Genomic DNA, 21,499 nt, shown 5'->3' with positions numbered 1-21,499 from the left:
CATGGACTGCCAGGACCTCGTCGAACTGGTCACGGCGTACCTCGAGGACGACATGGATCCCGACGCCCGGGCCCGATTCGAGACGCATCTCGGCGAATGCGCGGGTTGCGCCACGTATCTGGAGCAGATCGAGCAGACGGTGCACACCCTCGGCACGCTGCCCCCGGAGGAACTCGATCCGACGCTGCGCGACCGCCTGCTCGACGCGTTCCGGGAGTGGCGCTAGAGACGGCGGAATTCCCGCAAAAAATAAAGTCCGACAGGGCGTAACGTTTCGCGTCCTCGCGGACACCGTTCGACTAGCTGTGAACGCTGGGTTCGCGGCACTCGGACAGGAATTCAGACCATGAACGCACATTCGCACCAGGACGCACGACGCACCCACCGCGGCTCGCTGCGGAAGCGGATCGTCACCGTCGTGGTGGCCGCGGCCGCTCTCGGCGTCCTTCCCATCGGCGCCGCGGGTGCGGTTACCCCGGTAGCCGACCACTCGGTAGTCGCAGTGGCCGCCCCCGACACCGGCCGCGACATCCCCGGCGGCAACGACGACCGGACCCGCGACCGCCAGCGCGACCAACGGCAGGAGCGCAGGGCCGAGGACATGCCCGCAATCGTCTGGACCATCCCGCTCACCTGACGCCCTGGTATTTGCATTACAGGTATTGACTGTAACCTAATGGCGGTCATAGTGTGCGGGTGGTCACAGAGCCGGCGCCCCTTCCCGAACGTGGGAGATGTACGACTCTGATTCGCACCAACCCACACAGGAGACAGCCGACACCATGCCCAAGACCTTCGTTCTCGTCCACGGCGCCTGCCACGCCGGGTGGACCTGGAGTCCAGTATCCAAATACCTACGGGCACAGGGGCATCGAGTGTTCATGCCGACGCTGCCCGGCCTCGGTGCGGGGGACGACAAGGCCGAAGTCCGCCTTACCGACTCCGTCGACTACCTGGTCGACTACGTCCGGAAGCGGGATCTCACCGACATCGTCCTCGTCGGCCACAGCTGGGGCGGCTTCCCCGTCTCGGGCGCGTCCGTGCGACTCGCAACGCGAATCTCACGCCTGGTCTACTGGAGCGCGTTCGTGCCCCGCACCGGTGAATCATTGCTCGATCTGTGCCCACCCGCCTACGCCGACATGTTCCGGGCATTGGCGGCCGCCTCGACGGACAACTCGGTGACTTTCCCATTCGAGGTGTTCAGCGCCACCTTCATGCAGGACGCAACACCCGAGACGCAGAGGCTCGTCCATCCCCTTCTCGAAAGCCAGCCGTTCTACACCATGAGCGAAGCGCTGGATCTCGACGAGTGGGAACGACTGCAACTACCCTCCAGCTACGTGCTCTCCGAAGACGACCTCGCGTTGCCGCCCGGCGAATTCGGTTGGGCACCAAGATTCCCCGAACGCCTGCCCGGCGCGCCCGTGATCCACACCCCCGGAAGCCACGAATGCCAGTTCACCCAACCCGAGCCGCTCGCCGCCGCCCTCGTCGAGGCCGCGGCCGGGTGACTTCCTAGACCGGGTCATCGTGCAGTTTGGACAGCCCGGTGACGAATCCTCGGGCATCCAACAGGCGCCCCGAGTGCACTGCCGGCCGGATGACGACGGCGCGGTCGGCGATGCGGGCGCCGGCGAGGACTTTCTCGAGTAGTGCTTCGAATCGGTTGACGTCGGCCAGGTCTCGCACCCACAGGGTCATGACGAGGTTGTACCGGCTCGCGGTGGTCACCGCGAGCCGGACTTCCGCGAGCCGGGACAGCGTCGACCGAAGCCGGTCGATGGACGACGCAGGCACCTGCACGAAGTACCAGGCGTTGATCGGCCACCCGGTGTAACTGCGCGCGACATCTGCGCGGATCACGAGGTCGTCCGAGTGACGCATTGTGGCGATGGCGTCGGCAACTCGCTGCGTGCTGACGCCGGCCTTCGCGGCGATGTCGCCGGCCGGGGTCCGGCCGTCGCGGTACAACGCGCGGATGATGACTTCCTGAAGGTCGGCGGCAACCTGCCGGGCCGCACGCGGCCGCGGTGCTTTCGCCGCAGGGATCCGCCGGGCCTCGTCGTCGGAGAGTGCGTTCAACCTCCAGACACTGCCCTCCACGAGCATCTCGGTGACCAGGTGCGTACGGGCGTGGGTGATCAGACGCTGATCCCCCAGCCGGTCGATGACGAACGCCGACAGTGACTCCAGGTGCGGCGCCGCGACCACGGCGACGAGATCACGCCCACCGGACGTGTGATCGATGGTGCGCACGATTTCTTCGTCGGCGAGCAGAAATGCGGTCTCCGCAGCCTTTCCTTGCGCGCATTCGATCTCGACGACGGCCACGGCGGGAAAGTGACGCCGCTGCCCGCTGATCCACGCGAGCCCCTCTTCGGTGATCCTGGCCCAGCGCCGGGCGAGCGCAACCGGATCGGTCGAGAGAGCCCTACCGAGCTCGGTCCACGAGGCCCGCGGCTCGAGTTGCAGTGCGTGAATCAACCGTAGATCGGCGTCTCTTCGCAGAGAATCCTGATTCGGTGACGTCACTTTGCATCAATTCCTGACATTTTACCTATCGGATTTCAATCCAGCTGAGGATACGGCCACCACACGGTTTCTGCTGGAGGAACATATGAGCACTGCGCCACACACCGGCACCAGGCGGACCACCGGAACGTCCGCGGCCGTCGGTTTTCTGATCGTCATGGAGTTCGGCAGCGGTCTGCTGCAGGGGTGGTATCCCCCGCTCCTCACGAGCATCGGACAAGAACACGGGACCTCCGCGGCAGCGCTGAACTGGGTGAACGCGATCTTCCTGCTCGCATCGGTGGCCTGCGTCCCGATCATCGCCAAGCTCGGTGACATGTACGGCCACCGCAGGATGCTCGTGGCGTCCGCGGCGGCGGTGGCCGTGGGATCCTTCGTCGTCGCGTTCGCTCCGTCGTTCGCGGTGCTTCTCGTGGGCCGCGCCCTGCAGGCCCCGCTGATCGCCTTCCTACCCTTGGAATTCGCCATCGTCCGGCACCGCGCTCCCGACCGGGCGGGGCGCAACATCGGCCACCTGATCGGGGCACTCACCGGTGGTGTGATCGTCGGCGGTTTCGTCGCCGGCTGGTTCATGAGCCGAATCGACAACTTGACGGTGGTGCTGCTGGTTCCCGGAGTCATGCTGGCGCTGTGTGTTCCCGTCGCCCATTTCCTGGTGCGGGAGACGACCGTTCGCAGTGCGGGGCGAATCGACTGGGCCGGGGCGGCACTGCTGTCCGCCGGTCTGCTGATGGTCCTGGGAGGGGTGTCCAACGGCAACGCCATCGGGTGGGGAAGCCCCCTGATCATCGTCCTCGTCGCCGGCGGTGCGGCCACCCTGGCCGCGTTCGCGGTGGTCGAGAATCGAACAATCAATCCCCTCATCGACTTTCGCGTCCTGACCAAGGGGCGCCTGGTTCTCCCGATGCTCATCGCCGCACTGCTCGGAGCCCAGTCGTTCGGTTCCCAGGCACCCATCTCGCTGTTCTCGCGGGCCGACCCGAACGCGTACGGATACGGCCTGGGTGTGTCGGCCACGATCGCGGGCCTCCTGCTGTCGATCACCGCCACCGGCGCCTTCATCGCCTCGACGATCAGCGACCGGATCGCTCGCGCACTGACACCCCGTTACGCGGTCGCATTCGGCGCCCTCGTCAGCGCCGCCGCGTACACGGCGATGATCGTCTCCCACGACGGCGTGCTCGCCTTCTCGATCTGGTTGTTCCTGTTGGGCTTCGGCGTCGGAACGCTCACCGGCGTCGTACCTGCGATCATCGTCGGCCGCGCTCCCGAGGACTCGGTCGGAATCGCCTCCGGCATCTACAACAGCTCCCGAACGGGCGCGGGATCGATCGCAGGCGCGATGTTCGCCCTGCTGATGTCGTCACTGGTCACGTCGGTGACCGTCGGTGAGAAGACGAGTTCGATCTCGTCGTTCACCTCGTACGCCACCGTCTGGGCGATCAGCGCCGCCCTCTGCATCGTCATCGCCGTCCTGTCCCCGTTCCTCGATTCGCGCCGCACGCGGACCGCGTCCGAGACCACCGCACTGCCTGCCGGCGAGAACGAGCCGGCCCCCGCCTGATCACGTCACGTCATCCGAACGAGAGGAAATACCCATGCCCGACCAGACCATCGCCGGACGCAGCGTCGCCGAACTGAACGACGCCTTCGCCGCAGGATCATTGACACCGCTCGACGCACTGGAGTCGACCATCGCGCGCATCGCAGCCAAGGACGACACGCACCGCGCGGTCTATGTGATCGACACCGACGAAGCCCGCGAGTCCGCCGAGCGCAGCGGTGAGCGGTGGCACAGCGGCGCCGCACTGGGCCCGCTGGACGGAATCCCGGTGACCATCAAGGAGAACACCGCGAAAGCCGGTCTGCCGCAGTCGTACGGAACCGCCGCGCGGGAACCGGTGATCGCGACGGAGAACTCACCGGTCGTCGACCGCCTGCAGGAGGCGGGTGCGGTGGTCGTCGCCAGCACCAGCATGCCCGATTTCAGTGGGCTCGGCTCCGGGGTGTCGTCCCGGCACGGCATCGCCCGCAACGCCTGGAATCCCGCCTGGAACACGGGCGGCTCGTCCTCCGGTGCGGCCGTCGCCGCCGCGCTCGGCTACGCGCCGGTCAACATCGGAACCGACATCGGCGGGTCGATCCGCATCCCCGCGGCGATGAACGCCGCGTTCGGCTTCAAACCGTCCTACGGGCGCGTCCCGATCAACGACACCTACCTCGGTCGTTGCGCGGGCCCGATCACCCGCACCGTTCGCGACGCCGCCCACACGATGGCGCTCATCGCCCACCCCGATTCCCGCGACCACAGCTCGCTCCCCGACGAATCGATCGACTGGACCGACCTGGACGTCGACATTCGTGGGCTGCGTCTCGGCGTCAATTTCGGCCCGGTGGAGGGCAAGACCGCCGACCCCGAGATCGTCGCCGCGATACGCCGGGCCGTCGCCGTGTTCGAGGCAGCGGGCGCGCAGGTGGAGGCCGTCGAGCCGTATCTGTCCCGGGACTACCTGAGCACCGGATTCATGCCGTTCTTCACCGCGCACCTGTGGGCGCAGATGAACGACAAGAACATCGTCGACGATCTCGGCCGGGCCGATCCGGAGATGGTCGCCGCGGTTTCGAGCATCGACTCGCTGTCCTCCCTCGAGCTCATCCAGGCGTACGACTCGATCGGGCCGTTCGTACAGGAGACCGTGAACATGCTCGGACGGTACGACGCCATCCTGTCCCCCACCGCCGGCATCCTCGCCGGACCGGCGGAGAGCCGGATGATGACCGAATTCGCAGGCCCGGCGAACTTCACGTCCGCGTTCAACGCCGCGGGCACCCCCGCCGCGTCGATCAACTGCGGCTTCTCGAAAGACGGAAGGCCGATCGGCCTGCAGATCGCCGCCGATCGCAGGCAGGACCTGACCGTTCTCCGGGTCGCCGCGTGGTACGAGGCACACCGCGGCCCCGAGGCGACACCGCAGTGGAATTCCCTCGACTGATCACGATCGGCGTTGGACTTCCTCACCGACGCTGCGGTAGGTGGCGAGACGGGCACTCGTCCGAGTGCCCGTCTCGGATCGATCAGGAATCGAGAAGTGCCGCTCCCCGGACCGCCCGTAGCGTCGGTGCCAGAACACGACGGCTGGACCGATGGGAGAGAGCGCATGACGACGAACAACCAAGCAGGCAAGCGCAAGCCGGGTACGCCGGGTGCGTTTTCACGGTGGATGCAGCGGAAGATGAACGCCCGCATGAACCGCAAGATCCGGCGCGGCCACGGCCAGTTCATGGGCATGGACGTGCTGATCCTCAACACCGTCGGCAGTCGGAGCGGTCAGCCGCGGCAGTCACCCCTGGCGTGGTTCGCCGACGGTGACGACGCCCGGCTGGTCGTCGCGTCGGGCGGGGGGAGCCAGAATCCCGACTGGCACGCCAACCTGATGGCGCATCCCGGCGAGGTGTCGATCGAATTGCCCGGCAACGACGCCACACCCGTGGTCCCGCAGCAGCTCGGGGGCGCCGACCGGGAGCAGGCCTGGCAGCGCATCGCCGCCGCCCAGCCCCGCATCGCGAAGTATCAGAGCAAATCCGATCGGCAGTACCCGGTCATCCGGCTCGTCGCGCGGTGACGTCGCGCCCGGCACCCGGAAACCCTGGGTGCCGTCGCGGCCCCAGACAGGTGCATATGTCTTGACAAAGTTTTGACTAGAACGTACTAGTTGTGTACGACGTCTCCCCGACAGGAAGTGCACAGCGGTGAAAATCGGACTACTCACTGACTCCGTCAGCCATCTGCCCTTCGAAGCCGCACTGGACCTGGCGTGCACCCACGGACTGTCGTCCGTCGAGGTCGCCACGGGAAACTGGTCGGAGAGTCCACACGCGGATCTGCCGGCCCTGGTGTTGTCCGAAGGGGCGCGGGAGGAGTTCCTCGGCAAGATCACCTCGCGCGGGCTGACGCTCAGCGCCCTCACCGCCAACGGCAACCAACTTCACCCCGTCACCGGGGACCGGCAGTCCGAAGTCGTCCGCGACACCATCACGGCGGCCAGTGCACTCGGAGTCCCGACAGTCGTCCTCATGTCGGGATTGCCGGGCGCCGAGGGTGACTCGTCACCCAATTGGATCACCACGTCCTGGCCACCGGAGAACCTGGACATCCTCGCCTACCAGTGGCAGGAGGTGGCGATCCCCTACTGGAAGGAACTCGCCGCATACGCGCGCGACGCCAACGTGCGTCTTGCCGTCGAAGCCTGCGGCGCCCAACTCGTCCACAACGTGTCGACTCTGCACCGGCTGATCGACAGCGCCGGGGCCGACGTCGTCGGCGCCAATCTCGACCCCTCGCACCTCATGTGGATGGGCGCGGACATCCCCGCCGTCATCAGATCCCTCGGCGAGTCCATCTTCCACGTCCACGCCAAGGACATCCGGATCAACCGGTGGAACGCCGAGAACGACGGGCTGCTCGACACCGTGCCGATCACCACCCCGCACGACCGCGCATGGAACTACGTCACCCTCGGCCTGGGACATCCGGACGGGCAGCAGTTCTGGGCCGACTTCGTGTACAACCTCCGCTCCGTCGGCTACGACGGCACGATCAACATCGAGCACGAGGACGCGCTCGTCAGTTCGACCGAGGGCGTCGGCCGGGCGGCCGATCTGCTGAAGCAGGTCGTGCTCACCGAAACCCCCGACTGGACACCGGCCCGCGTATAAGTGGACAACCGTATAGATGGACCAGCGTGTACGCCGGGTAACCCTTAATCTATGAGCGACAACGGCGCGGAAAGTCGACCCGCACAGGGTCGGACGCCGTGGGACCCGGGATACCTAGGAGCGCGACCATGCCGCTGGCACCGTTCGACCCCATCACCGCGATCTACACCCCGGCGCACGCCTGGATGTACGAGACCATCGTGGCACCGGCCGTCTACCGCTCCCGCAGCGTCATCGACGAGTACTTCCTGCCGCATCTCCCACCGAACGCGCGCGTTCTGGACGTCGGATCGGGTGGGGCGCTGTTCACCAAGTACCTCGCCGACCAGCGCCCCGACGTGCACAGCTTCGACGGCGGCGGACCGCAGCACGAGTTTCGAGGACGCCGAGAAGTTCGTCGAGGACTACAAGGCACCGCGTTGCCTCGGTGCCGTCAACCTCGCGATCTTCCACACCTGGATCGCCGGGCGCTCCATCAGTCTCGACGAGGCTCGGGACCTGGCGAGCCGGCTCGAGCTCGACGACGCGCACGTAGCCCGCATCACCGACATGCCGCTCGTGATGATTTCCGGTCGCCGGCCTGCGTGAACATCGCCGTCAGGCGCCCGTCCTGGCCGGCAGTGACGCGATACCGCTGACGAACGCGGAGAGCAGCAACTCCGGCTCGCCCACCGCGTGGATGGTGGGGTGGGCGGTGAACAATTCCTCGAGCATGACCCGCAGTTCCAGCTTCGCGAGGTTCACGCCCAGGCAGTGGTGGATGTCTTTCGCACCGAAACCGAGTTGCTTGCCCGCGTTCGGGCGAGTGATGTCGAACCGGTCCGGATCGTCGAAGACACGTTCGTCGTGGTTGGCGGACAGGTACCACATGACGACCTTGTCCCCGGCCGCGATGTGGGCGCCGCCGAGTTCGGTGTCTACGGTCGCGGTGCGCCGCATGTAGGGCACCGGAGACGCGAAGCGGATCACCTCGTCGATCGTGTTGTCGATGTGGCCGGGGAAATCGGCGAGCAGCAATTCCTTCTGGCCGGGGTGCTCGCCGAGCAGGTGCAGCGCCCACGCCAGCGCTTGCCGGGTCGTCTCGAAACCCGCCGTGATCAGCAGGATGACGAACGACCCGAACTCCGCCGGCGTGAGGGTCTCCCCGTCGACCATCGTCGACACCAGGCGGGACGTTAGATCGTCGCCGGGGTCCGCCTTACGTTTCTCGCCCATTTCCAGGGCGTACCCGTAGATCTGGCCGAGACCGGCCGCGCCGCCGGGGGCGGTGACGAACTCCTGATCCCCACCTCCGGAAACGACGTCGGCCGCCGCCGCCAGGATCATCGGCCGGTCGCTCTCCGGGATCCCGAGCAGCTCGCAGATCACCTGCACCGGCAACCGGGTCGCGACCTCGGGGACGAAGTCGAACACCGTGTTCCGGGGCAGGTCGGCGGCGATCTGCCGGGCGTAACCGCGCACCCGCTCGGCGATGCCCCGCACCGACGCCGCAGTGAACGCCGATTGCACGATGCCCCGCAGATGCTGGTGCCGGGGGTTGTCCATCGCGATCATCGACATGGCGAATTCGAGGATCTCGACGGGGACGTCGTCGATGGTGAAGCCCTTGGCGGAGGAAAAGACCTCCGGGTTCCGGCTCACCGCCACCACGTCGTCGTAACCGACGACCGACCAGAAGCCCGGACCGGCTGTTTCGGTGTGGAACTCGATCGGCGAACGCCGGCGAAGCCCCGCGAACAGTGCGCGACGATCCGCGAAGCTGCGGTCCCAGAACACGCGTGTGGCAGGCGAGATGATTGTTTCGGACGCAGAACCCGTCACCGGTCCCCCTCGGTCGGTCGAACAGACACTGCGACCCTACTGGGCGAGCAGCGGTTGCGCAGGTAAGGCATCACCGCAGGTCAACGGCTATGATCTTAGATTCGGCCTCCGGTGCGCCGGAGATGAACGGGGAGGACGACCTGTGACGTTGAGGGTTCGACTCGGCGACCTGCGAGAGTTGCGCGATCATCCGTTGGCGATGCCAGAAGCAGGGTTCCGGGCCGGCTTGACCCAGCAGGACGCCTTCACCCGAGGTCGCGGCCCCTTTCCCGGCGACGCCGAGACTGTCTTCTCCGAACGTGAACTGTTCGTCACCGCACCCGACGACGAGGTGCTCGCGGTCGCGACGATCACCGGGGTCCGCGAGTACGACGGCGAGTTCCTCGTCGACGGCGACCTGGTCGTCGACCACGAGCGGGTGGGGACGCGGCTGCTGATCCGGACCCCCGCCGAGAATGTGTTCTCCTGCGCCGACGAGGAAACGGCGTGGGCGGGCTCGATCGAACGGGCACGGTGGATCTACGTGCGGGCGCTGGTCGAGGTCGCAACGGTCAAGACCGCCTCCTACGACCGTCGGCTCGCGGGCGCGGATCCCGCTGCCGACCCCGAGGCGACCCTCGCCACCGCGGACGAGACGATGCAGGTGGTGCCCCGGTACGTGATGATCCACCGCAGCGGGAAGCTACGACTCGGCGGTCCATACGCCGACGTCGCGGACTGGGACGGGCACGTGGAACCCTGGTCCGACCACGGATACGTCGACTGCCTGCGCCTCGACGACGTCCTGGGTACCAGCGGCGACCTCGACATAGACGCTCTTCGGCCACTCACCTCGCGGGCGGCCGCCGCGGAACTCCTCGAGTCGCTGGGATGGGACAAGGTCATCCGCCGATTCGTCGACGCTCGCTGACCGCCGGACGCGCAGAATCCAACGCAAACGGCTTGGTCTGTTCGGCCGCGATCCGGGTCTGATCGGTGGCATTGTAAGTGTGGGCTTTTATCTCATCGCATGATCCGTTACCACTCGACGGGAGTTCACGCATGGCCACGCACCTCCACCTCGGACACATCTTCCACATCGCCGGCGCACCGAAAGTGACCGAAGCCGCGGCCGCCCTCGTTTCGATACCCGACGGCGCCCTGGTGCTGGACGACGGTGGGCGAATCGTGTTCTGCGGTGACCGCGCCGAGATCCCGTCCGAATACGAGTCCGGCACCGTACACGACCACCGGCCAGGGTTTCTGCTGCCCGGGTTCGTCGACACCCACGTCCATTTCCCCCAGACCTACGCCGGCGACTCCTACGGCGGCGGGCAACTTCTGGAGTGGCTGACCCTGTGCATGTTCCCGTCGGAGGCGAAATTCGCCGACCCGGAGTTCGCGCAGCAGGCGGCCGTCGAGTTCACCAACCGGCGCATCTCCGCGGGCACGACGGCCGCCATGGTGTTCGGTTCGGCGTTTCCGCATGCACAGGACGCGCTGTTCACCGAGACGCAGAAGGCCGGCCTGCGCATCGTCAGTGGCCGCGGAATTCAAACCGTCGGTGACGAAACCGCTCAGCCGCTGATGACGTCCGAGGAGGACGCCATCCGGCTCACCCGCGAGGAGATCGAGAAGTGGCACGGCGCCGACACCGGCGACGTCGACACCGCACTGCTGCATGTGGCGATCATCCCGCGGTTCTCACTGTCGGTGACGCCGGAAACCCTGAAGAATCTCGGGGAACTCTACGACGAGGTGCGGGACCGCGGGGTGTATGTGCACTCGCATCTCAACGAGAACAACCGCCCCGGCACCGGCGAGGTCGACTCGACCAAGGAGACGTACCAGGTGAACTCGTACCTGGACACCTACGACGGGAAGTTCCTGCCCGGCTCGGCGGTCGGCGGAAAGAGTCTGCTGGGCCGGCGCACCATCCTCGCGCACTGCGTGCACTGCCAGGACGTCGAACTCGAGCGGATGGCCGAGACCGGTACGTCGGTCTCGCACTGTCCGATCTCGCAGCTGTTCCTGGGATCCGGAACGATGCCGTGGAAGCGCACGGTCGCGTCGGGTGTCACCATCTCTGTGGGAAGCGATTACGGCGGCGGTGACGAATGGCTGATCCCGCGGGTGCTCGGCGACGCGTTCAAGGTGCACATCACCGAGGCCGGTGACGACGGGGTGTCGATGCACCCCGCCGAGATGCTGTTCGTCGGCACCCTCGGCGGCGCCCGGGCCCTGGACATGGAGAACCGGTTCGGCAACTTCGACACCGGGAAGGAAGCCGACTTCGTCGTCGTCGACCCGTCGGGCACACCGGCGCTCGACGGATTGCTGCGCAACGGCTTTCGGTCGGCCGATCCCGAGCTCGCTCGCGATCAGACCCTGTTCGCGCTGCTCATGGGGATCCGTGAGACGTCCATCACCGAAGTGTACGTCGCGGGCAAACGCGCCAAGTCGTCCTAGACCGACGGTGGTGGCCGACCTCGCGGGCCGGCCACCACCGCGGTGTTCAGCCGGGTTCAGCCGGGGTTCACCGACGAATGATGGTTGGCGATCAACCACTTTCCGTCTTCGTACCGGTACACCCACGTGACCCTCGCCGCCACGTCCTGACCGTTGGCGTTGATGACCCAGCGACCCACGTTGTAGGCGAGGTTGCAGTCCGAATACTTGTAGCTTTCTTCCATCCGGGCCGTGGGATCGGCCTTGATCAGGTTGACGAAGTACTCCGTTATCTTCTCCGGAGTGTCGGCGATGGGCACCGACAGAGTCGGCAGCAGTATCGCGTCCGGACGGTACAGCGCGGCAACCCTGCTCGCGTCGCCGGACACCAGTGCATCGTTCCAGCTCGTGAAAAGCGCATCCAACTCACTGTCACTCGCGCGGACGCAACTGTCCTCGCTTGCGGACGTACTGTCCGATGAACACGAGACCACCGAAATTGCCAACGCGAGAACCGCTATGCCTGTGCCGAACGGTTTGGTGTTCATACCAACCTCCGCGGAGAAAGGCGCGTACGGGAACGACCCGCCAACCGATCAAGCGTAACTCCGCGACCATATGACGCGGACCGGATCAGCGCACCCCGACCCACGCACCCGAAGCGACCGATGCGGTGATGGCGTCGAGGGTTTCGGCCGCGGCGACGGCGTCGGCGATCGTTGCGCCCTGGGGCTTTCCGTCGACGATCGAAGCGATGAAGTTGTTTCCCTCGATGACCTTGAGGTCGTCGTAGCTCATCGAGGACGCGGAACCCGGCTGGAAGCGCGCGTAGGCTCCGGCGCCGGGCCCCACCCAGACCGTCGTGACCGGCTGGTCTTGATACCTGCTGCCGAGACTCGTGCCGAGTTCGTTCATTCGGCGGAAGTCCCAGTACACCGCACCTTTCGTGCCGTGGATCTCGAACCCGTAGTTGTTCTGCTCGCCGACGGCCACGCGGCTGGCGTCCAGTGTCACCCGTCCGCCCGATGCAAGGCGGATCAGCGCGCTGACGAAGTCGTCGTTCTCCACCGCTCCCAACTTGCCGCCGGTGGCGCGCGCATGCCCGCTGGTGGCCCCCGTCGGGACGGCGCGCTGCGGGATGAAGACGGCAGTGTCGGCCACTACGGCGTCGATGTCCCCGAGCAGGTACCGGACCAGGTCGACGCCGTGGGAGGCGAGATCGCCCAGCACACCCGACCCACCGCGCGCGTTCTCGTAACGCCAGCTCAGCGCGCCGTCCGGATGTGCGGCGTAGTCGCTGAGGAAGCGGAACCGCGAATGCGTGATGGTGCCCAGTTCGCCCGAGGCGATGAGATCGTGAGCCATCGCGACGGCAGGTGCGTGCCGGTAGTTGAACCCGACGGTCGACTGGACGCCGGCCTTCTCGACAGCGGCAGCAACAGCCTTCGCGTCATCGGACGACAGCCCAACCGGCTTCTCTATCCAGATGTGTTTGCCCGCCTCGGCCATCGCGACGCCGATCTCGCGGTGCAGGAAATTCGGTGCGGTGATGCTGACGGCGTCGATGTTCTCGTCCGCGGCGATGTCGCGCCAGTCCGTCAGCGCTGCGCCGAACCCGAACTGGGCGGCGGCTTCCTCGGCACGGCCGGGTACCTCGTCGGCGACGGCGGCCATTCGGATCGCGGGCACTTCCGGGAAGTGGTGGCGCTGCCGCAGATACGCGTTGGTGTGCACTCGGCCCATCCAGCCGAATCCGGCCACTGCAACTGCGATCTCGGTGGGGTGGACGTTGGTCAAGGTCGACTCCGGAACTACTCGGTGCGGCGGGTGTCTCTACGACACTGCTGTGCGCCGGGAGCGAAGTCAATCGTTTGTGCGGACAAAGTGGCCCTCGAGGGGAATTTGATGGGTTTTCGCCGGGCGCAGGCAAGGGACCGCCGGCCCCGGACCAGCGTTCCCCCTGACTTCCTCGACGGCTATGCGTCCGCGCGTCGCACCAACGTCGGGACGCCGGCGTCGACCCGAACCACGCACTGATCGAGCGACTCGAACATCTCGTCCCCTGACGGTCCGGAAACGGAGAGATTATGCAACACTTGCCCTTCCGAGGCGCGAAGCGAGAACCATCGGTGATTCCTGCCGAACACCGGGTCATTGGCGGTGCCCTGCCACTGCGTCACCGGGACCTTCGTGCCACCGCCACCCTGACTGGCATCGAGTTTCGCCGTCGCCAATTGCGGCCCCTTCCAGATGTCCCCGAAGGAGAAAGTGAATTGATTCGCATGACCAGCGGCGAGAAGAAGCCCCTGCGGCGTTGTCGACCAAGCCATTTCGGTGTCCTTTCGTCGATTCGCGAATGCGATACAGGACCGACCTGTACGGACCAACGCATTCGCCGGGGCCTGCCGGCGCAGCTCGTCCCACCCCTTCGCCGCCTCGCTGGTCGCGAATCTCAGATCCCAGACCTCCCCCGCGGCAGGCGGGGCGACCCGCTCACCCCGCTTCGGGCTCACAGCTCGGGCACCGGCAAAGCACCGAAGTCACCTTCGGACGGCGTCGACAGAATCCGAGCGAGCTCCGGATCGGCATACACCTCCGCCGTATGTCGCCACGCCTCGATCGTGCGGGCCGGCGGAGCCGGATTATCGAGCGACGAGCCGGCCCGCAACGACGCGATCAGTTCGTCGACGAAGCCGGCGACCTCTTCGGTCGACAGGTAGCTCACCCACGGGAACGCCGCCGCCACCACCTTGCGGACCAATGCACCGTCATCCGAATGCAGCAGTGCGTCGACCATCGCCGTCGCGGCGGCAAGCACCTCACGCTCTTGATCGGCCCTGACCGCCGTCATCAATACCAGATCCTCGGCGTCGCGCCGCGTCACCGGCAGCGGCCGCGCACCCGACCGTTGCCACGCCGACAACGTCGCCTTCCCCTTGTTCTGGATATCCGAGAACGGCACTTCACCCAGACATACTTTCGATTTACTTTTAAAGTCGGCGCTCAGCAAGCATGCCTGCAGCAAAGCGCGATCGTGCGGCCGGTCGGAGATCCTCTACCGCGATCCGCGGGTGACCGGGAGGGACCGTGCCCCGCGGGCTGTCTCCGACGGCAGTGCGCCGAATCGGCTGCGGTACTGGTCGGCGAACCGGCTGAGGTGAAAGAACCCCCATCGCGTCGCGACTTCGGTGACGGATGCACCGGAGATCAGTTCGAGGTGTGCGCGGTCGAGCCGAACCCCGCGAAGGTAGGCGGTCGGCGACATTCCCACCAGATCCCGAAACCCTGCCTGCAGTGCGCGGGGGCTGAGGTCCACCATCACGGCGAGGTCCGCGGTGGTGATCTCGTTCTCCGGGTGAGTGTCGACGTACTCGATGACCTCACGGATCTTCGCGCGCCGCAGATGCGTGGGCTCGCGTTGCAGCGCCTTGGTCAACTGGCTGGGGACGGTCGTCAGGAGCTGGGTCATGAGGGCGGATTCGATCTCGTGGCACGCCTTCGGGATGGTGGCTAGTCCTCCCGGCCTGCAACATTCGCCGTACAGGAACTCGATGGTCGCGGTGAGCGCCTGCCCCTGAGCGCTCGTCACGTCGAACGTCAGGTCGAACTCGATGTCGTCGCTCGGCGGTAGGCCGACCAGTTTCGCGGCGTGCGCGTCCAGCAGTGTCTTCGGGAGTTTGAGGTGGTACTGCCACGAACCGGCGCTCAACTGTACTTTCAACGGCGCTCTCGGCTGGAAGGCGATGCCGGCGGCACCTCCGGTGAATGTTCGGCGGGCGCCGTTCTGTTCCGCGGTGACGGCGCCGGCCATGGGGAGGTTAATGTGGTAGCAGCACTCCATGGGAGGCCCGAACGCGGTCGCGGCGTCTCCGTACCCCATGCGCGCGAGGGTCAGCCGGGGCGATCGCGCGATGTCGAGGTGAAAGTCGAGGTCACTTTCGCCGGCGAACTGCACTTCGACCTGGCTGAACGTGGTGGACGTGCGCTCACGCGCGATGTCGAGGTCTGCGGTGTGAATGCGCACCGGACCCTCGTGTCCTGCCTCGGGCATCTCGATCCTCGTTGTGTACTGAGTGTGTGTCGTGGGTCACCACCATACCGCAGAGGTCGAACATTATATACAAATATGTCCGCGTGAAGTCTCGCGCCGACCGGCGTTTTGTGGACACTGTGCGACGCTCGACGGCTAGTGACCCCCATCACGTCGGCCATAGCGTTGTCTCAGTGCAGCGAACAGTTGCGCAGCCCACCGCAGCCTCTCGACGGAGACGAACAATGACCGGCACGCTCTCTTTCAATCCGCTCGACTCGGATTACCAGCAGAATCCCTACGGCTACTACAGCGCGATGCGGGAAACTGCTCCCCTGCACTACATCGAGCCGCTCGACGTGTGGGCCCTGTTCCGGTACGACGACGTGGTCGAGACCCTCAAACGCCCCGACCTGTACTCGTCGAAGGATTGGATCGCCAACACGCTGGGCGAATACGACCCCGTCCCGGAGGTTCCCTCGCTCATCGCCATGGATCCTCCGGACCACACCCGCCTGCGGAAGCTCGCGAACAAGGCCTTCCTGCCGAAGACGATCCGGAAGATGGAGGGTGACATCCGGGTGCTCGTCGACGACCTGCTGGACGAGGTTCAGGGCAAGGGCGGCGAGTTCGATTTCGTCCACGACTACGCCGCCCATGTTCCGGTCAACGTCACCGCGAAGATCCTCGGCGCCGACCCCGCCATCGCGCGCAACGAGTTCAAGCGCTGGACGATGGACCTGCTGAGGGCACCGAGCCGCAGCGTCCTGCCACAGGAGGATCTGGATCAGATCCAGACGAGCGTGACCGAGCTCCGCGAGTACTTCACCGACCTCATCGCCTACCGGCGCAGGAATCCCGGCGACGACCTGGTGTCGGCGCTGGTGCAGGCGGAGGAGGACCAGCAGGCGCTCACCGCGGACGAGATCCTGAGCCTGGCGTTCCTGCTGCAGTTCGGCGGCTCGGAGACCCCGTCGCACCTGATCAGCTCGGCGCTGCATCTGTGCTTCGAGAATCCCGAGGCGATGGCGGCGCTGCGCGCGGATCCGGCCGCGGCCGATGCCGTGATCGACGAGACGTTCCGCTTCTACTCACCCGTGCACTTCCTGAGTCGGACCGCGACCCGGGACATCGAACTCCACGGCTCCACGATTCCGGCCGACGCGATCGTGCTGTCCTACATCGGTTCGGCAAACCGGGACGAGACCGTCTTCGATGCTCCCGACCGTTTCGATATCACTCGCAAGGGGACGAGCCGGCACCTCGCGCTGGGTCTCGGGACCCACTACTGCATCGGCGCGCTACTCGGAAAGATGATGTGCGGCACCGCCCTCACGAGGGCTCTCGAGCGGATGCCGAATCTGCGCCCGGTCAACGACAGCGTCGAGTGGATGCCGTCCTACTGGGTGCGCGGTCTCGCGACGTTCCCCGTCCAACCCTGAGGACTACCACCATGCCGCATGTCATCACCCAGAACTGCTGCAACGACGCCGCGTGCGTACCGGTCTGCCCGGTGGAGTGCATCCGCCCCACACCGGACGATCCGAACTACGGCACCACCGAAATGCTGTACATCGATCCCGATGTCTGCATCGACTGCGGCGCCTGTGTCGACGTGTGCCCCGTCGGGGCGATCGTCGCGGACATCGACCTCACCCCCGAGATGGCCCGCTTCGAGCAGATCAACGCGGACTACTTCGCGGCGACCGGGTCCGCCGCGGACATCGACGCCCCGGAGGGTGCGGCCCAGCGCATCGTGTCGCACACCGATGGCGGGGAACCGTTGCGGGTCGCCGTCATCGGCGCCGGCGCCGCCGGTCACTACACGGCCGAGGCGATGCTGGGCCGAACCGACGTCGACGTGCGGGTGGACATGTTCGAACGCCTCTGCACACCCGGCGGTCTCGTGCGATTCGGTGTCGCACCGGACCATCAGAAGACCAAGCAGGTCCAGGAGTCGTTCGCCCGCACGATGGGACGCGACGGGCTGCGCGTCTTCTTCGACGTCGAGGTGGGCCGCGACATCACCCATGCCGAGTTGCTGCGCCGGTATCACGCCGTCGTGTACGCGGTCGGCGCCGTCGACGGCCGACAACTCGGCATCCCCGGCGAGGACCTGGCCAACAGCGCCTCGGCATCGGAGTTCGTGGCCTGGTTCAACGGACACCCGGACTTCGCCGACCGCACATTCGACCTGTCGCACGAAACTGTGGTGGTCATCGGCAACGGCAACGTCGCACTCGACGTGGCCCGAGTCCTCACCTCGGATCCCGAGGATCTGGCGCACACCGACATCGCCGATCACGCCCTCGACGCTCTCCGGCACTCGAAGGTCCGCGAGGTCGTAATCTGCGCCCGAAGGGGACCCGAGGACGCCGCGTTCACTTCCCCCGAGTTGCTGGGGTTGTCGTCGGGCACGGGCATCGACGTCGTCGTCGATCCCGAGCAACTCGACGCACTGGCGCTCGACGACCTTCCCTCCGCGCATCACCAGTTCGGCCGCGACCTCAAGCTGTCGATTCTGCGTGAACTCGCCAGTGCTCCCGCCCATTCCGAACGCCGGGTGTCGCTGCGGTTCTTCACCTCGCCGCAGGAGATCGTCGGAGACACCCGGGTGGAGGGAATTCGACTGCTGCACCGAAACATTGGACGCGGCACATCCGGCGAGCATACCGAGACACTCCTCTGCGGCATGGTCCTGCGGGCAGTGGGCTACCGCGGCACCGCGATCCCCGGCGTTCCGTTCGACGACGCCCGTGGTGTCATCCCCAACGACGCCGGACGGGTACTGGATCCCGCGGACGGCACACCGGTCGCGGGCACCTACACCACAGGCTGGATCAAGCGCGGTCCGTCCGGAGTCATCGGCACCAACAAGCGATGCGCGAACGAGACCGTCGACTCCATCCTCGACGACTTCGCGCACGGCAGGCTGCGCACTCCGCCGGACACACTGGACGGACTCGACGAACTACTGCCCGTCACATTCGGATTCACCGGAGCGCAGGCCATCGACGAACACGAACTGGCCGCGGGGCGCCGCTCCGGACGTCCGAGGGTCAAGGTCGTCGACCACGGTGAACTACGGGCGATCGGACGCTCCGCCGTCCCGGCTCGGTAGTAGATCGGCCGTCACGGCCGGACCGGTGCAGCGATCCGGTCAAACCATGGTGACCGCGGGTCCGTCGTGCTTGGCTGGATGCACGAGACCGATGAGGAGCCAAAGGTCATGACCCAGCCGTTCACGCGATGACTTGGGCAATACCGGCAATCGCCGCGATGCTGCTGGCCTTCGCCGCGATCTCCCGGAAAGTTGCGGGTACCCCTCTCACGGCGTCGATCGCTTTCACGGCGGGTGGGCTCGCGCTGGGAGCGGAAGGGGTGGGCCTGATCGAGGTGGACGTCACGGACGAGACCATCAAACTGCTCGCCGAGGTGACGCTCGCGCTCGTGCTCTTCACCGACGCGTCGAACGTCGACCTGACCGCACTCCGTCCCGAGATCGCGCTCCCGGCACGACTTCTCGGATTCGGCCTGCCGCTGACCATCGCCGCGGGCTTCGGCGCCGCGGTGCTCGTGTTCGACGATTTCGGCTGGCCGGAGGCGTTGCTGCTGGCGGTGATCCTGGCGCCGACCGACGCGGCGCTCGGACAGGCGGTCGTGACGCTGCCCGCTCTACCGACGCGGGTGCGGCAAGCTCTCAACGTCGAGAGCGGACTCAACGACGGCATCTGTGTGCCACTGTTCCTGATCGTCCTCGCGATCGCCCACGCCGAATCGGGGGCGATCGGTGGTGGCTCCGCCGCGCTCCTGGTCGCCGAGCAGATCGGCTACGGCATCCTCGCCGGCCTCGGCGCCGGGGCGGTCGCGGCAGCAATCGTGGTCGTCGCCGGCCGGCGCGGTGCGATCGACCCGCTGTGGATCCAGATCGTCCCGGTCGCCGCCGCCGTGCTGGCCTACACGATCGCCGTTCCGCTCGGCGGGTCTGGTTTCATCGCGGCGTTCGTCGGTGGCCTCGCCTTCGGTGCCATTCGACGGCGGGCGGGGGGCGAGCTCTCGCACTTGATCGAGGAGTCCGGCGATCTTTTCAACGCGGTGACCTTCATCGTCTTCGGTGCGGTGCTGCTCGGTCCCGCGCTCGGTCACCTGTCGTGGCAGGTGCTCGTCTACGCGGCGCTCAGCCTGACCGTCGTGCGGATGGTGCCGGTGGCGCTCTCCCTGATCGGCTTGCACGCACGGGTGCCGACCATCGCCTTTCTCGGCTGGTTCGGCCCGCGCGGGCTCGCCACCATCGTCTTCGTGGTCCTCATCGTCGAGGAGTCGGGCGAACTCCCGCACGAAAACCTGCTGATGACGACCGCGCTGGTCACCATCGGCGCCTCGGTCCTCGTCCATGGACTCACCGCCGCACCGCTCGCCGATCGTTACGCAGCGTGGTTCCGAGAGCATCCACGGCCGGAGACCCTCCACATCGAAGCGTCCGGGGAGTGACCGTATGACATCCGCCCAGGCGTGGACGACGGCGGCTAGCAACAACGCAACCGTCCGGCTGGGGCAGACAGAGGAAGGCCGCCGGCACCTTCCCCGATGTCAGCGGCCCCTCATCCGCTCCGGGAACGCTACGCAATGTAGGTCTTACCCGGTCGCGGGTGACAGTGACGCCATATCGCCTCTCGGCAAGTGGTCGCTCGCGGCGACTTTTCTGGTGTGGTACCCGGGGTATGAGCGCCACTGTCAGTCCCTTCAACAGTGGACTGCAGGGTGGTATTCCGACGAGCTTGGATAACCGCAGGGTAGCATTAGTGCTACTATCGGGCATGGAGAGTCTCGGGCTGAAAGAACTGCGCCAGCATGCCAGTGACTACGTCAAACGTGCCGAAGCCGGGGAGACGATGCTGATCACGGTCGCCGGCCGGCCGAGCGCGCTCCTCGGCCCTGCCGGGCGGAAGACGTGGTGCGCCTTCGATGAGGTCGCCGATATCTTTCGGACGGATACCGACCCAACGTGGGAGACCGACCGCCGCCTGATCGACGACCCGATCGCGGACCCCTGGGTTTCGCGGTGAGGACGGTGCTCGACACGAGCATTCTGATCTCGAGCGATGTCCCACCCATTGACGGGGAGGTCGCGATCAGTGCTGTGAGCCTGGCGGAACTGCACTTCGGGCTCCTGGTCGCCACCACGGCGGACCAGCGAGCTCAGCGGTTGCAGCGGCTGATCGCCGTGGAACGCAAGTTCGAACCCCTCCCTGTCGACGCGGGTGTCGCTCGAAGTTACGGGCAGCTTGCCGCCGCCGTGCGAGCATATGGCCGCAAACCTCATCCCCGGGCCCTTGATCTGATGATCGCAGCCACCGCGCACGCGAACAACGCCCGACTCCTCACCCGCAACGCGGACGATCTTCGCGGCATCGAACACCTAGTCGTGGTCGACACCATCTGACGATCCCCTGCGGCCGTGGAATCGCAGTCACACTACAGGCATCCGGTGATCCTTCCGGGTTACGCCGGAATCGTGAGGGTAATCGGAGTGATAGGTGCCGTGGCGTTCCGGAACACCAGCGGCGCCGAGGCTGCGCCGGTTCAGCCCGAGAGCCGGTGCCGCCGAGCCTCGTGTCCCGCAAACGAGCAATCGCAGCAAGGAGGGATCACCGTGCCACGGTCGTCGATCAAGGACGAGAAGGTGTACAAGGAAGTTCGCAAGGATGGCGCGTCGAAGGAGAAGGCCGCACGAATTGCGAACTCGGCCGCCAATCGTGGTCGGTCCGGCACCGGCCGTAAAGGCGGCAAGTCGTCGTCGTACGAGGACTGGACTGTCGACGAGTTGAAGAAAAAGGCGAAAGAGGTCGGTTTGTCGGGGTATTCGTCGAAACGGAAGGGTGAGTTGATCGACGCGCTCCGCAATCATTGATGCCTCGTACGCAGGGGTTTTCTTCCATGCGAAAGCGCGCTATCTTTTTGCTCAGAGGT

General features: G+C 66.3%; 22 protein-coding genes. 16 read left to right on the top strand and 6 right to left on the bottom strand.

Features of this window, described 5'->3' with window-relative positions:
* The first annotated feature begins 1 nt into the window (after position 1).
* From MLGJGCBP_RS16265 to MLGJGCBP_RS16255, 3 genes are all read left to right on the top strand, one after another.
* Positions 2 to 226: an anti-sigma factor family protein gene (locus MLGJGCBP_RS16265; protein ID WP_087562213.1), complete on the top strand. Its 225-nt coding sequence runs from the start codon at positions 2 to 4 to the stop codon at positions 224 to 226.
* Positions 227 to 346: 120 nt separating this feature from the next.
* Positions 347 to 637, top strand: a complete 291-nt coding sequence (locus MLGJGCBP_RS16260) for a hypothetical protein (RefSeq protein ID WP_160096880.1) — start codon at positions 347 to 349, stop codon at positions 635 to 637.
* A 145-nt stretch (positions 638 to 782) separates the two neighbouring features.
* Complete coding sequence (locus MLGJGCBP_RS16255) at positions 783 to 1,514, top strand: alpha/beta fold hydrolase (RefSeq protein WP_160096878.1); 732 nt, start codon at positions 783 to 785, stop codon at positions 1,512 to 1,514.
* A 4-nt stretch (positions 1,515 to 1,518) separates the two neighbouring features.
* On the opposite strand, the gene MLGJGCBP_RS16250 is transcribed toward MLGJGCBP_RS16255, so the two are convergent.
* Entirely contained in the window at positions 1,519 to 2,487 is a 969-nt protein-coding gene (locus tag MLGJGCBP_RS16250) for an Lrp/AsnC family transcriptional regulator (RefSeq protein WP_236581135.1), read from the bottom strand.
* Positions 2,488 to 2,620: 133 nt separating this feature from the next.
* On the opposite strand from MLGJGCBP_RS16250, the gene MLGJGCBP_RS16245 reads away from it, so the two are divergent.
* The 5 genes from MLGJGCBP_RS16245 (at position 2,621) to MLGJGCBP_RS51760 (ending at position 7,839) form a co-directional block, all read left to right on the top strand.
* Positions 2,621 to 4,099 (top strand): MFS transporter, encoded by a 1,479-nt coding sequence (locus MLGJGCBP_RS16245; RefSeq protein ID WP_160096874.1) that lies wholly within the window; start codon positions 2,621 to 2,623, stop codon positions 4,097 to 4,099.
* 34 nt (positions 4,100 to 4,133) lie between these two features.
* Entirely contained in the window at positions 4,134 to 5,528 is a 1,395-nt protein-coding gene (locus MLGJGCBP_RS16240) for an amidase (RefSeq protein ID WP_160096872.1), read from the top strand.
* A 165-nt stretch (positions 5,529 to 5,693) separates the two neighbouring features.
* Positions 5,694 to 6,158 carry a nitroreductase family deazaflavin-dependent oxidoreductase gene (locus MLGJGCBP_RS16235; RefSeq protein WP_160096870.1) on the top strand — a complete coding sequence of 155 codons (465 nt, stop codon included), beginning with the start codon at positions 5,694 to 5,696 and terminating at the stop codon, positions 6,156 to 6,158.
* 127 nt (positions 6,159 to 6,285) lie between these two features.
* On the top strand, positions 6,286 to 7,251 hold the full coding sequence (locus tag MLGJGCBP_RS16230) for a sugar phosphate isomerase/epimerase family protein (RefSeq protein ID WP_160096868.1): 966 nt from the start codon (positions 6,286 to 6,288) through the stop codon (positions 7,249 to 7,251).
* Positions 7,252 to 7,545: 294 nt separating this feature from the next.
* Positions 7,546 to 7,839 carry a hypothetical protein gene (locus MLGJGCBP_RS51760; RefSeq protein ID WP_236581134.1) on the top strand — a complete coding sequence of 98 codons (294 nt, stop codon included), beginning with the start codon at positions 7,546 to 7,548 and terminating at the stop codon, positions 7,837 to 7,839.
* Between the two features lie 9 nt (positions 7,840 to 7,848).
* On the opposite strand, the gene MLGJGCBP_RS16220 is transcribed toward MLGJGCBP_RS51760, so the two are convergent.
* Positions 7,849 to 9,072: a cytochrome P450 gene (locus MLGJGCBP_RS16220; protein ID WP_160096866.1), complete on the bottom strand. Its 1,224-nt coding sequence runs from the start codon at positions 9,070 to 9,072 to the stop codon at positions 7,849 to 7,851.
* 142 nt (positions 9,073 to 9,214) lie between these two features.
* On the opposite strand from MLGJGCBP_RS16220, the gene MLGJGCBP_RS16215 reads away from it, so the two are divergent.
* Both MLGJGCBP_RS16215 and MLGJGCBP_RS16210 read left to right on the top strand, forming a co-directional pair.
* Positions 9,215 to 9,982 carry a hypothetical protein gene (locus MLGJGCBP_RS16215; RefSeq protein WP_160096864.1) on the top strand — a complete coding sequence of 256 codons (768 nt, stop codon included), beginning with the start codon at positions 9,215 to 9,217 and terminating at the stop codon, positions 9,980 to 9,982.
* A gap of 131 nt (positions 9,983 to 10,113) precedes the next feature.
* A complete protein-coding gene (locus MLGJGCBP_RS16210) occupies positions 10,114 to 11,520 on the top strand; it encodes a guanine deaminase (protein ID WP_160096862.1) in 1,407 nt (468 codons plus the stop codon).
* A gap of 56 nt (positions 11,521 to 11,576) precedes the next feature.
* Here MLGJGCBP_RS16210 and MLGJGCBP_RS16205 read toward each other — a convergent pair whose 3' ends face one another.
* From MLGJGCBP_RS16205 to MLGJGCBP_RS16185, 4 genes are all read right to left on the bottom strand, one after another.
* Positions 11,577 to 12,047 (bottom strand): DUF4440 domain-containing protein, encoded by a 471-nt coding sequence (locus MLGJGCBP_RS16205; protein ID WP_160096860.1) that lies wholly within the window; start codon positions 12,045 to 12,047, stop codon positions 11,577 to 11,579.
* An 85-nt stretch (positions 12,048 to 12,132) separates the two neighbouring features.
* Positions 12,133 to 13,296 (bottom strand): Gfo/Idh/MocA family protein, encoded by a 1,164-nt coding sequence (locus MLGJGCBP_RS16200; RefSeq protein ID WP_160096858.1) that lies wholly within the window; start codon positions 13,294 to 13,296, stop codon positions 12,133 to 12,135.
* A 712-nt stretch (positions 13,297 to 14,008) separates the two neighbouring features.
* A complete protein-coding gene (locus MLGJGCBP_RS16190; protein WP_160096964.1) occupies positions 14,009 to 14,470 on the bottom strand; it encodes a hypothetical protein in 462 nt (153 codons plus the stop codon).
* A gap of 84 nt (positions 14,471 to 14,554) precedes the next feature.
* Positions 14,555 to 15,550, bottom strand: coding sequence for an AraC family transcriptional regulator (locus tag MLGJGCBP_RS16185; RefSeq protein WP_160096856.1), 996 nt, complete (start codon positions 15,548 to 15,550; stop codon positions 14,555 to 14,557).
* A gap of 224 nt (positions 15,551 to 15,774) precedes the next feature.
* Between MLGJGCBP_RS16185 and MLGJGCBP_RS16180 the strand changes: the two genes are divergently transcribed.
* The 6 genes from MLGJGCBP_RS16180 to MLGJGCBP_RS16155 all read left to right on the top strand — a co-directional run bounded on the left by MLGJGCBP_RS16180 (position 15,775) and on the right by MLGJGCBP_RS16155 (position 21,440).
* On the top strand, positions 15,775 to 16,971 hold the full coding sequence (locus MLGJGCBP_RS16180) for a cytochrome P450 (protein ID WP_160096855.1): 1,197 nt from the start codon (positions 15,775 to 15,777) through the stop codon (positions 16,969 to 16,971).
* Positions 16,972 to 16,982: 11 nt separating this feature from the next.
* Positions 16,983 to 18,650 carry a 4Fe-4S binding protein gene (locus MLGJGCBP_RS16175; RefSeq protein WP_160096854.1) on the top strand — a complete coding sequence of 556 codons (1,668 nt, stop codon included), beginning with the start codon at positions 16,983 to 16,985 and terminating at the stop codon, positions 18,648 to 18,650.
* A 128-nt stretch (positions 18,651 to 18,778) separates the two neighbouring features.
* A complete protein-coding gene (locus MLGJGCBP_RS16170; protein WP_160096853.1) occupies positions 18,779 to 20,020 on the top strand; it encodes a cation:proton antiporter in 1,242 nt (413 codons plus the stop codon).
* A 230-nt stretch (positions 20,021 to 20,250) separates the two neighbouring features.
* Positions 20,251 to 20,595: a type II toxin-antitoxin system Phd/YefM family antitoxin gene (locus MLGJGCBP_RS16165; RefSeq protein ID WP_236581131.1), complete on the top strand. Its 345-nt coding sequence runs from the start codon at positions 20,251 to 20,253 to the stop codon at positions 20,593 to 20,595.
* A 5-nt stretch (positions 20,596 to 20,600) separates the two neighbouring features.
* Positions 20,601 to 20,972 (top strand): type II toxin-antitoxin system VapC family toxin, encoded by a 372-nt coding sequence (locus MLGJGCBP_RS16160; protein WP_236581130.1) that lies wholly within the window; start codon positions 20,601 to 20,603, stop codon positions 20,970 to 20,972.
* Between the two features lie 210 nt (positions 20,973 to 21,182).
* Positions 21,183 to 21,440 (top strand): DUF7218 family protein, encoded by a 258-nt coding sequence (locus MLGJGCBP_RS16155; protein ID WP_087560625.1) that lies wholly within the window; start codon positions 21,183 to 21,185, stop codon positions 21,438 to 21,440.
* Positions 21,441 to 21,499: the final 59 nt, after the last annotated feature.

It is taken from the genome of Rhodococcus sp. T7 (genome assembly GCF_009872365.1).
Classification (GTDB): domain Bacteria; phylum Actinomycetota; class Actinomycetes; order Mycobacteriales; family Mycobacteriaceae; genus Rhodococcus_F.
The sequence above is the reverse complement of the archived record's forward strand: the minus strand, read 5'-3'. Positions and strand labels throughout refer to the sequence as shown.